The sequence below is a fragment of the Bacillus sp. 22-7 genome (assembly GCF_010628845.1).
Lineage (GTDB): Bacteria > Bacillota > Bacilli > Bacillales > Cytobacillaceae > Cytobacillus > Cytobacillus firmus_B.
The window spans coordinates 331,435-343,509 of the sequence record NZ_NJQY01000014.1 but is presented as its reverse complement, the minus strand read 5'-3'; the positions used below and the strand labels follow the sequence as shown (position 1 = coordinate 343,509).

The following is a 12,075-nucleotide window of genomic DNA, read 5'->3' as shown; positions in this document are numbered from 1 at the left end:
GACCCATTGGCGAGATACAGTGACCCTTGCCGACGCGCAGGCGGAGGCTTAGTTGAACCAATCGGGTTCGTAGTGTCGATTGATCGAAGCGATAGTGGAGACCTTAGCGACACTAGAACGCGACTAACAATCAGTGGGGGATAAGGAAAACCCCCACTGATTGAAGTTTCACTTTATTGCGAACCCTTTAAAGCAGCAATCGCCGCTGCTCTGTCTTTCTGATTATAAATCGCCGACCCGGCAACCAGCACATTGGCTCCAGCTTCAATGCACAATTGCGCTGTTTCTTCATTTACTCCGCCGTCCACTTCAATTTCAATGTTTAGGCCTTTTGCGTCAGCCAATTTTTTTACGGCTGCAATCTTCGGAAGAACGGATGGGATGAATTTCTGCCCTCCAAAACCGGGATTAACAGACATAAGCAATACCATATCAATATCTTCAATAACATGCTCTATCATATTAACTGGTGTAGCTGGATTAAGAACCACTCCTGCCTTAACACCAAAGGATTTAATAAAATGAACCGTTCTGTGGAGATGCCTGCATGCTTCTGCATGAACAGTGATGTAATCGGCCCCCGCATTAGCAAATGCCTCAATGTAACTATCCGGATCTTCTATCATCAAATGAACGTCAAGGGGCAGCTTTGTTACAGGACGGATGGCATCCACAATTAATGGACCAATTGTAATATTCGGCACAAAATGGCCGTCCATTACATCAACGTGGATATAATCAGCGCCGCCGCGTTCAACATCTTTAATCTCTTCTCCCAATTTAGAAAAGTCTGCCGATAAAATAGAAGGTGCGATTTTTACCATAAATTAATACCTCGGCTTTCTATCTTTGATTTCCTGCAGAAAGGTTTTGTAGTGTTCATACCTGTAGGATGGAATTTCACCGTTTTCACAGGCGGCTTTTACAGCGCATTTAGGCTCAGCCATGTGCAGGCATCCTCTAAATTTGCAAAGTTCACTTTTCTCCTGAATTTCAGGGAAGCAATAATTGAGATCCTCCAATTCGATATCAGTGAATTCGAGGGAGCTGAATCCCGGGGTATCAGCAACAAGCCCTTTTCCAACCTCGATCAGCTCTACATGCCTGGTCGTATGCTTTCCCCTGCCCAAATGCGAAGAAATATCATTTGTTTTCAGCTCCAGGTCCGGTCTTAGAACGTTCAACAAAGAAGATTTCCCTACACCTGACTGTCCGGCAAAAACAGATATCTCACCTTCCAGATAGGGCATCAGATCTTTAACGCCTTCTTCTGTTTCAGAGGATGTCAGCAAAACATCATAGCCGGCTTTGCGGTAATCAGATGCATATTGCTGAATTTCCCTATACTCATTTTCATCTGCGAGGTCAATTTTAGTAATGCAGATAAGCGGCTTTATATGATTGAATTCAACCAGCACTAGGAAACGATCTAGAAGAGAGGTGCTAAAGCCCGGTTCAACAGCTGAAAATACAAGAATGGCCTGATCAACATTGGCAATCGGCGGACGAATCAGCTCATTTTTCCGTTCCTTTACTTCTAAGATGTAACCTTCTGTATTACTTTCTGCCTGAAACACTACTTCATCACCGACAAGCGGTGTAACTTTATTTTTCCTGAAAACTCCGCGTCCGCGGCACTGAATGGTTTCATTTCCGCTTAATACATAATAAAACCCTGCTATGGCTTTAATAATTTTGCCCTCAGGCATAGCAACACTCCTTGCTTATGATTCTTCATCCGGATATGGTATTTCCTTTTCCTCAAAAACCTGGCCATCGCGCAGAACCTTATAAGAGGCATTCTGTCCAGGAGCGATTGTCAGATCAATTGGTATTACCACATCTTCATATATCAGCTCTGTATGCATTGGTTCAGAACCTGTATTATTCAAATCCTTAATGATAATCTGAACTTCATTGGGCTCACCTTCGGCGGCAGGCTCATATGGAATGCTGATCTCAATATTTTCGGTCTTAGGAAGGAGTTCTTTTTTTCCTTTTGAAAGAACCACCGTCACCTTCTGTCCCCTTGTCAGATTTGTACCTGGTGCCGGGTCCTGTTTGATAACCAGCCCTTCAGGGACTTCCTCATGGTACTCTTCTTCCCCATATTCTACTTTCAATCCGGAGGATTCTTCGTACTCCTGCAGACCCTTTTCGTTATAGCCGCGTAAATCTTTTAATGCTATTGGCGCCGGTCCTTTGCTCACAGTGAAAATCAATTCCGTATCCTCTGGAACGACAAGGTCGCCTTCTGATAAGTTTTGATCCAGGATGGTCCCAGCCGGCTCACTATCATCGGTTTCTTCGTTTTTTTCAATGCTTTTAAAATTTTTGCTTTCAAGCAGGCGGACAACATCATCATATTGCCTGCCCTGGTAATCTGCTAATTCAAATTTTTCTTTGCCGGAGCTTTCATAGATATCAATGGAGGTTCCCTCTTTGACAGTTCTGCCTGCTTTCGGATCTGTTTTAACTACCAGGCCTTCTTCAACATCCGGATCACTGATCGGCTTTGTATCCCTAACCGTAAACCCTGCGGCAATCAGCTCTGCTACTGCATCTTCCACCTCTTTGCCGGATACATCCGGAACCTGAACATCCTTTGGCTCCATCAGATCAGGAAAAACGGTTATGGCCAGGATCCCTGTCACAATCAGAAATAAAAAGACTGATACCAGGATTATCGGCCATTTCTTTTTCTTCTTTTTTTCTTTCTTCTTCTTTTCAGGGAGAGGATTTGCCACAGGCTGAGTATCTCCCTTGGGATCCTTTGCATGCACAAGGGTTTCGTCCATACTTTGATATGGGCGGTCATCTGTAATAACAGGTATAGCTTTTGTAGCATCATCGTCAATTGGCACTATGAACTTTTTTTCATGCAGTCTTTCGGGCTCAAGAGCTGTTCTGATATCTTCTTCCATTTCTTCAACGGTATCATACCTGTGAAAAGGATCTTTAGCGGTCGCTTTTAAAACGATATTTTCAACACTTTGCGGTATGGATGGATTCCATCTCTTCAGGGAAGGTGTCTCCGATTGCAGGTGTTTGAGTGCTATTGATACCGCAGATTCACCCGAGAAAGGAAGCCTGCCTGTCAAAAGCTCAAACATAACAATGCCAAGGGAATAGATATCAGACTTTCTGTTGGCCATTCCCCCTCTAGCCTGTTCAGGAGAAAGATAATGAACAGAGCCCAGCACTGAATTTGTCTGGGTTATGCTCGTAGCGCTTAGTGCCATGGCAATTCCAAAATCAGTAATCTTAACATTACCATGCCTATCTATCAAAATATTATGCGGTTTAATATCCCGGTGTATGATATGGTTTTGATGTGCATGAGATATGGCTGAGGTCAGCTGTTTCAAAATTTCCAGGGCATCATCTATCCGAATAGGGCTGTTTTGCTGTATGTATTGTTTTAACGTTTGTCCATCTACATATTCCATCACAATATAATAGATTGAGTCCTCCTCGCCAACATCATAGATATTGACGATATTCGGGTGGGCTAAGCTGGTAGCAGACTGGGCTTCACGATGAAAACGGCGGATAAATTCTTCATCTTCGGCAAAGTCCATCCGAAGCACTTTCACGGCTACATCACGATCAAGAATCATATCATGGGCCAGGTAGACATTCGCCATGCCTCCTCCGCCAATCATATCAATAATTCTGTAGCGGCCGCTTAATCTTCTTCCCTTAATCATCATTTATCATCCCGCTCTCATTGCTTTCATAATACTCAGCAATCACGAGCGTAATATTATCTTCGCCGCCATTATCATTGGCCTTATCAATCAGCACTGTAGCTTTTTCTTCCAGTGCACCTTCACTTTTGAGGATTTCGCTCATTTCTGCCACAGATACCTTGTTGGACAATCCGTCAGAGCATAATAATAATAGGTCGCCTTCTTCGAATGTAATAGTTTTAATATCCATCTCAACAGCTGCTTCCGTTCCCAATGCTCTCAGCAGCACATTTTTTCTTGGATGATGCTCGGCATCTTCCTTTGTAATCTGCCCTGACCTTACAAGTTCATTCACCAGGGAATGGTCTTCCGTCAGCTGCTGAAAACCTGACTCATTTAAAATATAACATCTGCTGTCGCCGATATTCGCAATCGTCGCAAAACGGTCGGTACATATGGCAGCAACAACAGTAGTGCCCATACCTTCGCATTGTTCATTCACTTTTGAATGTTCATAAAGGATGGTATTGACCTCTGCAATATGCTTCTGCAGCCATCCTTCAGCCTCATCAGCAGTCTGAAAGTCATCTGTCTGATCCCAGAATCCTTTTAAACTTGTTAAAGTCATTTCGCTTGCCACATCGCCAGCACGGTGGCCGCCCATGCCATCTGCTACGATGGCAAGGCGCTGACCGCTGCTGTTCACATAGATGCCGCCATTATCTTCATTATGCTGCCTGACTTTGCCTCTATCTGTCATGAAAACAGCTTTCATTCTGTCACCTCGTCTCCTCTTTTCGCTCCTTTGCACGAAGTTGTCCGCATGCTGCATCTATATCGTGACCGTGCTCCCTGCGAATGGTTACATTAATGCCGTGATTCTTCAATGTCTTTTCAAAAGCAAAAATCTGATCCTTGGGTGTTCTTACATAATCCCGTTCCGGCACATAGTTTACTGGAATCAGGTTAACATGGCACTTAACATTTTTTATTAACTTTGCGAGCTCTTCAGCGTGTTCAACCTGATCATTTACCCCTCCGAATAAGCCATATTCGAAGCTTACACGTCTGCCTGTCTTATTTATATAATACCTGATTGAATCCATAAGGTCCGGCAGCTTATAAGCTCTATTTATAGGCATCAGGCGGCTCCTGATTTCGGTGTTTGGGGCATGTAGGGAAATCGCGAAATTAATCTGCATATTTTCATCTGCAAATTTATAAATTTTCGGGATGATTCCGCTTGTCGAAACAGTTATATGGCGTGCGCCTATATTCAGCCCTTTATCATGGTTGATAATTTTAAGGAATGAGAGCATGCTGTCATAATTATCAAAAGGTTCACCTATACCCATAATGACAACTGAGCTGACCCGTTCATCTGTTTCATCAAGTGCCTGTTGTACTTTTACGACCTGAGCAACGATTTCTCCTGCTTCAAGATTACGTTTTAATCCGCCTAATGTGGAGGCACAGAATGTACATCCGATCCGGCAGCCCACCTGAGTGGTTACACATACTGAATTCCCATAGTCATGCCTCATCAGTACAGTTTCAATTGAATAGCCATCATGAAGCTCAAATAAGAATTTTATTGTCCCATCAGCAGACTCCTGCTGGATGATCGTTTTAAGGGTTGTCAGTGAAAATTTTGCTGATAGCGTGTCCCTCAGCCCTTTTGACAGATTCGTCATATCCTCAAATGATGTGACCCTCTTTGTGTAAAGCCAATCAAATATTTGCTCAGCCCTGAAGGCTTTCTCATTATTTTCTTTTAGCCATTCCTTCAGCTCATGAAGCTGTAAAGTATAAATGGATGGTTTTTGTTCTGCTGCTGTAATTTTCTCTGCTGTATTTTGTTCCATTTATTGCACCTTCTTTCTCAGACAGGAAATATAAAACCCGTCCGAACCAATATCCTGCGGTAAAACCTGCAGTTCAAAGCCATCTATTAAAGAAGCAATTGCATCAGGCATCCGCTCCTGAACAGATAGATCTCCCTCAAATTCCGCATTGTCCTTTAAAAACGCGTGAACAACATGCTGATTTTCTTCTTTGTCCACTGTACATGTACTATAAACAAGAATACCACCTTTTTTCAGTAAAGGTGAAACGGCATCCAATAGATTCCTCTGAATCTTATGGAGGTGATATAAATCTTCTTCTTTTTTGGTATATTTCATATCAGGCTTTCTTCTCATAACTCCAAGGCCTGAACATGGGGCATCCACTAAAATGCGGTCAAAAGATTCTTTTTCATAATGCTCCTGGACTTTTCTGCTGTCAAGGGCATTTGTCTTAATATTTGTTAGTCCCAGTCTATCGGCATTATCATTGATCAGCTTTACTTTATGCTCGTGAAGGTCCAGTGAAATGACCTGACCGGTATTTTGCAGTTTTTCTGCTATATGTGTCGTTTTTCCTCCCGGAGCTGCACAGGCATCCAGAATCTTCTCATCGGGATTTCCTCCAAGAGCATAAGCAGCAAGCATGGAGCTTTCATCCTGAATAGTAATCAGTCCTTCTTTAAATACACGGGAATTGGCCAAATTGCCTCTTAAACATTTAATGGCAACTGGAATAAACGGACTTGGCTCCACTTCAAATCCCTCTTCCTGAAGAAGTGACAGGCACTCCTCCCTTGAAGCCTTTACCTCATTTACCCTTGCCGTCTGCAGCGGGGCAGTTAAGTTTATTTCGCACATTTTCTTTGTTTCTTCAAATCCCAGCTGATCGGACCATCTTTTTACAAGCCATTCGGGATGGCTGGTCTCAATGGAGAGGCGCTTCACCCTGTCCTCAATTTGCTCAGGATCCGGAAGCCCCTTCCTCTGAATGTTTCTCAGCACACCGTTGACCATGCCGGAAATCCCTTTATGCCCTCTTCGTTTTGCTATTTCTACTGCCTCGTAAATTGCTGCCCGGTCAGGAATTTTATCAAGATAAACCATCTGATACAGTGTCAGCCTTAAGAGCTGATTTACCCAGCTTTCGATTTTTTTATTGCCTGCCAAAAAGGGCTTCAGGTAAAAATCGAGTGTCATCCGGCGCTGAAGGGTACCATATGTCAGTTCGGTAAGCAGCCCAATGTCCTTCTGGTCAATTTCATTCTTTTTTATGGCGTTATTCAGTAAAAGATTGCTGTAGGACTGATTTTTTTCTATGGCCTCAAGAAGCTCCATTGCCGTTTCTCTAACATTTTTCGTCTGTAGTTTTTTCATTATAAGTCTCCCAGACGGCCACCGGCAGTCAGATTGGATCCTGCACCTCTTAAAAATTGTTCTGCCGGCATCTTTTTCTTTCCTGAAGGCTGCAGTTCAGTTATTTTAACGGCTGTATCATTCCCTGATGCCACAACGATCCCGTCTTCCTCAAGCCTGATGATTGTTCCCGGTTCTTCGCTCTTAGCATGTTTGACTTTCTTTGAATTCCAGATTTTAACCACTTTGCCGTCAAATGTTGTATAAGCAACCGGCCAGGGGTTTAAACCTCTAATGTGGTTATAAATTTCTTCTCCGGTTTTGCTCCAGTCGATTTTTTCCTGTTCTCTTTTAATGTTATAGGCAAAAGTGGCTTTTTCTTCATTTTGCTTAATGGGATTCAGTTCGCCATTCAGCAGTTTCGGCAGGGTTTCAGACAAAAGCTTGGATCCTGCCTCGCTAAGTTTATCGTGAAGAGTGCCCACTGTATCTGTTTCAGTAATCGGCACCTCAACTTGTGTTAATATATCGCCGGCATCCAGCTTTTCAGCCATATACATAATGGTGATACCTGTTTTTTCTTTTCCCTGCAGAATGGAGTAATGAATGGGTGCACCGCCACGCAATTCCGGAAGCAATGATGCATGTACATTTATACAGCCATACTTAGGCGCATCCAGAAGCTCCTTGGGCAAAATTTGCCCAAACGCTGCTGTGACAACAAGGTCGGGCTTAAGAGCAAGTACTTTCTCCAATTCATCCGGCTGGCGGATTTTTTCGGGCTGATACACAGGGATGCCCTGTTTTTCAGCTTCGACTTTTACAGGAGGGGGAGTAAGGACTTTTTTCCTTCCAACCGGCCTGTCAGGCTGAGTAACCACTCCGATCACTTCATATCCGTCGTCTATTATTTGCTTTAGTACCGGCACTGAAAAATCGGGTGTGCCCATAAAAACGATTTTTGTCATTCAGCTTCCAATCCTTCCAACTCTTCTTCATTCAAGTATCTTGTTACTTTTGAGGTAAATAGCACCCCATGCAAATGATCAAATTCATGGAGGATCGCTCTTGCCAGGAAATCCTCAGCCTCCAGGGTAAAAAATTTCCCTTTGCGGTCCTGCGCCTTTATTTTGACATATTCAGGCCTTGTAACTTCACCATATAACCCCGGAAAACTCAAGCATCCCTCAGGGCCTGTCTGCTCCCCATCCGTTTCAAGAATTTCCGGATTGATCATTTCAATTGTTCCAAACTCATCATCTATATCAACAATGGCAATTTGCAGCTTTTGCCCAATTTGCGGAGCAGCAAGCCCGACACCATCGAATTCAAGCATCGTATCATACATATCATTTAACAATTTGCCAAGCTTCTTATCAAAGACTTTAACTGGTTCGCATTCTGCCTCCAGAATTTCAGCCGGATAAGTAACAATTTTTTTTACCGCCAAAACGTTTCCTCCATTTTTATCTATTTTCAACCAATTTGGGTTTATTCATAACCAGAAAAGCAGATGCGAATTAATGCACTCCTTCTAAAAGCTGGCTTTTTTAGAAACTACATTAAAATATATGGATTCAGGTCAATTGAGACGGTTAGGCCCCCGGCAGAAATTTCCTGCTGGTAATTATCCAGGATCTTTTTCAGCGTCTGGCCAAGTTCCGGCTCCCGTTTGTATTTTATCAGACATTGATACCGATATCTATTATTGATCCGCGGTATTGGAGAGGCAACCGGACCAAGAACAATGCTCTCTGCAGATAATTTTGACTGAATGTACTGCGTGATCTTCTCGGTTACAGAAACAGCCTTCATTAATTCCTCGTGACTGACTGTGACAAGGGAGATATAGAAGAAAGGAGGATATCTATGGATTTTGCGGACCATCATTTCTCTATCGTAAAATTTATCGTAATCCTGCTCCCCCGCCAGCTCAATACTATAATGTTCAGGAGTGTAGGTCTGAATGATTACCTCACCCTCTAATTCATGCCTCCCAGCTCGCCCGCTTACCTGTGTCAGCAGCTGGAAGGTTTTTTCAGAAGAGCGGAAATCAGGCAAGTGCAGCATCGTGTCTGCCGAGAGTACGCCCACTAAAGTAATATTAGGGAAATCAAGGCCTTTAGCAATCATTTGGGTCCCAAGAAGAATATCTGCATGTCCTTCCTGGAATTGATCGAGGAGCTTTTCATGTGCACCCTTCCTGCTGGTGGTGTCGACATCCATCCGGATTACCTTCGCTTCCGGCAGAATCTTTGCCAATTCCTCTTCCACTTTCTGCGTACCGGTCCCAAAATAGCGGATATGCTCACTTTCACATTCCGGGCATGCATTTGGAACCGATGCCTCATATCCGCAGTAATGACATTTCATCTGCTGGTTATAACGATGATAGGTCAAAGAAATATCACAATGCGGACAATTAATTACATATCCGCAGTCCCTGCACATAACAAATGAGGAGTGCCCTCTTTTATTTAAAAATAATACGATCTGCTCTTTTTTTCCAAGACGGTCTTTTATTTTTTCAAGGAGCTTCCTTGAGAACATAGACCGGTTCCCTTCACGCAGCTCTTCCCGCATATCAATGATATCAACGGCAGGGAGAGCCTGATTGTTCATTCTGTTTTCGAGAGTGAGGAGATGGTAAACTCCTTTTTGTGCCCGCGCGAAAGATTCCAATGAAGGAGTTGCACTGCCGAGCACCACAGGACAATTATGATTTTCAGCTCTTTTGATGGCAACGTCCCTTGCATGGTATCTTGGGTTTTCTTCCTGCTTATAGCTGGTTTCGTGCTCTTCATCAATTATAATAATTCCAAGGTTTTCAAATGGGGCAAAGATCGCCGACCGGGCACCGACTACAACCTTGACTTCCTTCCGCTGAATCTTTCTCCATTCATCATACTTTTCTCCCGCTGACAGGCCGCTGTGCATGACCGCAACCTGATCGCCAAACCTTCCTTTAAAGCGTTTGACCATCTGAGGAGTTAAAGAAATCTCAGGAACAAGGACAATGGCTTCTTTGCCATCCTCAAGCACCCTCTGGATGGATTGAAGATAAACCTCCGTTTTCCCGCTCCCTGTTACCCCATAAAGCAAAAAGGTTTCATGCCTGTTATCTTCAATGGAATTAAGGATGGGGATGATGGCTTTTCTTTGTCCTTCGGTCAAAGAGAGCGGTTCGGTTCTTTCGAATTCACGGTCTCCAAAAGGATTGCGGTAAATTTCCACATCTTTCTGGCCAAGCAGTCCTTTTTGCAAAAGCCCTTTTAACGTGGAGGAGGTGATTCCAAGCAAGGAAAATAACTCTTTCTGATCGACCGAGCCTTCCTCCTGAAGAAAATACTCCAGCACTTCCTTTTGCTTAGTTGCATTGCCTGGAAGGTTTTGAAGGTAATCAGCAAGCTCTTTAGAAGGAGCGGCCGCAAACACCTGCTTGACTTTTTTCTTTTTCACCCGTTCTTTTACCTGGTAAATAATTTCGATATTTCCATTGGATGCTTCCTTCTGAAGAAGCGGTAAAGCACCGCCCTTTACTGCATCGTCCCAGGTAATTTCTTCAGCATTCTGAAAAAGTGTGCATACTTTTTCTGGGAGCAGCTTACGATCTGCATTTTCCGCCATAACAAGCTTCTTTTCATATTTCGCCTTCAATGCTGCAGGCAGCATTGCCTGAAAGGCTGAAATTTTGTAGCATAAAGTCTTTTCTGTCAGCCATTCACCAAGATTCAAAAGCTCCTGATTAAGAACTGGATTTAAATCCATCGGCTCTAAAATGGATTTTAACTGCTGAAAATCTGACACTGCTTTTAATCCTGTAACAAACCCCTGTATTTTCCTCGGCCCAAATGGAACAACCACCCTCATACCGGGGAAAATGACACCTTTCAGATGAGAGGGTATTTTATAGTCAAATGCCCGGTCAGTCTGTTTGGCAGGAACATCGACAATTACACTGGCTATATTCATTCATGCTCATCCTTTAGCAGCTTCGAGGCTTCTTCAAGAATTTTCACGGCAACATCTTTTTTAGACATTAGCGGAAGTTTTTCCGACGACCCATCCTTTTTAAATAATGTAACAATATTAGTGTCAGTTCCAAAACCCGCACCTTCAGCAGTTACATTATTGGCAACGATCATATCGGCGTTTTTCTTCATTAGCTTGCCCTTTGCATACTCTTCGACCTGTTCGGTTTCAGCCGCAAACCCTATCAGGATTTGCTTCTCCTTTTTTTGTCCCAGCTCGAACAATATGTCCTTTGTTCTTTCAAGCTCCAATACTTCATCCCCGGGCTGTTTCTTCATTTTTTGCGCAGAAGCCACCTTTGGACGATAATCGGAGACTGCAGCTGTCTTTATGACAACATCGGCATAATCAAATTCATTTAATGCCGCTTGATACATTTCTTCAGCAGATTCCACCTTTATCAGTTTTAATCCGGCAGGCGCGTTAATTGAAACCGGGCCGGATATTAATACAACTTCAGCACCTGAAGAGACGGCAGCTTCCGCTATTGCATAGCCCATTTTCCCCGTAGAATGGTTCGTAATATAACGGACAGGATCAATTTTTTCTCTCGTTGGGCCCGCAGTTATGACCACTTTTCGGCCAGAAAGCTCCAATCTGGAAGGCTTGAAAAATTCACTGATTATTTCTGTAATTTTCTCAGGCTCTTCAAGCCTGCCTTTTCCAACATAGCCGCATGCAAGATACCCTTCTGAAGGCTCTATGAATCTGCAGCCAAAACCATATAAGGTTTCAATGTTTTTTTGGACAGCGGGATGGCTGTACATATGCACATTCATTGCAGGGGCAATCCAAATCGGTGATGATGCAGCCAAAAGGGTTGTTGTGATCATATTATCTGCAATTCCATTGGCAAGCTTCCCGATCACATTTGCTGTAGCCGGGGCAACAAGAATTAAATCGGCCCAATCAGCCAGGTCGATGTGCGCAATAACCTTCGAGTCTTTTTCATCAAAAGTGTCTGTGTAAACATCATGTCTTGAAAGGGCCTGAAAAGTTAATGGTGCAACAAAGTTAACAGCCGATTCACTTAGGATAACTTTCACCTGCGCTCCGGCCTGTGTCAGTTTGCTTGTTAAGGCTGCAGCTTTATAAACAGCAATTCCACCGGTTACACATAATAATATCTTCTTTCCAGTCAGCATTATATG

The 12,075-nt window shown here is 43.4% G+C and carries 10 protein-coding genes; all 10 read right to left on the bottom strand.

Translation table 11 applies throughout. The annotated features are described in order from the left end of the window. Positions 1 to 173: 173 nt before the first annotated feature. Positions 174 to 824: a ribulose-phosphate 3-epimerase gene (gene rpe / locus CE058_RS13105; RefSeq protein WP_048007933.1), complete on the bottom strand. Its 651-nt coding sequence runs from the start codon at positions 822 to 824 to the stop codon at positions 174 to 176. 3 nt (positions 825 to 827) lie between these two features. Further along, positions 828 to 1,709: a ribosome small subunit-dependent GTPase A gene (rsgA, locus tag CE058_RS13100; RefSeq protein WP_048007932.1), complete on the bottom strand. Its 882-nt coding sequence runs from the start codon at positions 1,707 to 1,709 to the stop codon at positions 828 to 830. Positions 1,710 to 1,724: 15 nt separating this feature from the next. Then, positions 1,725 to 3,710 (bottom strand): Stk1 family PASTA domain-containing Ser/Thr kinase, encoded by a 1,986-nt coding sequence (gene pknB, locus CE058_RS13095; protein ID WP_163143192.1) that lies wholly within the window; start codon positions 3,708 to 3,710, stop codon positions 1,725 to 1,727. After that, entirely contained in the window at positions 3,703 to 4,467 is a 765-nt protein-coding gene (locus CE058_RS13090; protein ID WP_163143174.1) for a Stp1/IreP family PP2C-type Ser/Thr phosphatase, read from the bottom strand. Before CE058_RS13090 ends, pknB begins: the two co-directional genes overlap by 8 nt. 4 nt (positions 4,468 to 4,471) lie before the next feature. Continuing rightward, complete coding sequence (rlmN, locus tag CE058_RS13085) at positions 4,472 to 5,557, bottom strand: dual-specificity RNA methyltransferase RlmN (protein WP_163143171.1); 1,086 nt, start codon at positions 5,555 to 5,557, stop codon at positions 4,472 to 4,474. Then, positions 5,558 to 6,913, bottom strand: coding sequence for a 16S rRNA (cytosine(967)-C(5))-methyltransferase RsmB (gene rsmB, locus CE058_RS13080; RefSeq protein ID WP_048007929.1), 1,356 nt, complete (start codon positions 6,911 to 6,913; stop codon positions 5,558 to 5,560). After that, the gene (fmt, locus tag CE058_RS13075) at positions 6,913 to 7,860 is read right to left on the bottom strand and encodes a methionyl-tRNA formyltransferase (protein ID WP_163143167.1); all 948 of its coding nucleotides are present in this window, start codon (positions 7,858 to 7,860) and stop codon (positions 6,913 to 6,915) included. The genes rsmB and fmt overlap by 1 nt, the downstream gene beginning before the upstream one ends. Then, positions 7,857 to 8,342 carry a peptide deformylase gene (gene def / locus CE058_RS13070; protein WP_048007927.1) on the bottom strand — a complete coding sequence of 162 codons (486 nt, stop codon included), beginning with the start codon at positions 8,340 to 8,342 and terminating at the stop codon, positions 7,857 to 7,859. Before def ends, fmt begins: the two co-directional genes overlap by 4 nt. A 107-nt stretch (positions 8,343 to 8,449) precedes the next feature. Further along, positions 8,450 to 10,864, bottom strand: coding sequence for a primosomal protein N' (gene priA / locus CE058_RS13065; protein WP_163143164.1), 2,415 nt, complete (start codon positions 10,862 to 10,864; stop codon positions 8,450 to 8,452). Next, positions 10,861 to 12,069, bottom strand: a complete 1,209-nt coding sequence (gene coaBC / locus CE058_RS13060) for a bifunctional phosphopantothenoylcysteine decarboxylase/phosphopantothenate--cysteine ligase CoaBC (protein WP_163143161.1) — start codon at positions 12,067 to 12,069, stop codon at positions 10,861 to 10,863. The genes priA and coaBC overlap by 4 nt, the downstream gene beginning before the upstream one ends. Between the last annotated feature and the right edge of the window lie 6 nt (positions 12,070 to 12,075).

Bases quoted from the DNA above. Each gene is read 5' to 3' on its own strand.
- rpe (WP_048007933.1), bottom strand. From the start codon at position 824: ATGGTAAAAATCGCACCTTCTATTTTATCGGCAGACTTTTCTAAATTG.
- rsgA (WP_048007932.1), bottom strand. From the start codon at position 1,709: ATGCCTGAGGGCAAAATTATTAAAGCCATAGCAGGGTTTTATTATGTA.
- pknB (WP_163143192.1), bottom strand. From the start codon at position 3,710: ATGATTAAGGGAAGAAGATTAAGCGGCCGCTACAGAATTATTGATATG.
- CE058_RS13090 (WP_163143174.1), bottom strand. From the start codon at position 4,467: ATGAAAGCTGTTTTCATGACAGATAGAGGCAAAGTCAGGCAGCATAAT.
- rlmN (WP_163143171.1), bottom strand. From the start codon at position 5,557: ATGGAACAAAATACAGCAGAGAAAATTACAGCAGCAGAACAAAAACCA.
- rsmB (WP_048007929.1), bottom strand. From the start codon at position 6,913: ATGAAAAAACTACAGACGAAAAATGTTAGAGAAACGGCAATGGAGCTT.
- fmt (WP_163143167.1), bottom strand. From the start codon at position 7,860: ATGACAAAAATCGTTTTTATGGGCACACCCGATTTTTCAGTGCCGGTA.
- priA (WP_163143164.1), bottom strand. From the start codon at position 10,864: ATGAATATAGCCAGTGTAATTGTCGATGTTCCTGCCAAACAGACTGAC.
- coaBC (WP_163143161.1), bottom strand. From the start codon at position 12,069: ATGCTGACTGGAAAGAAGATATTATTATGTGTAACCGGTGGAATTGCT.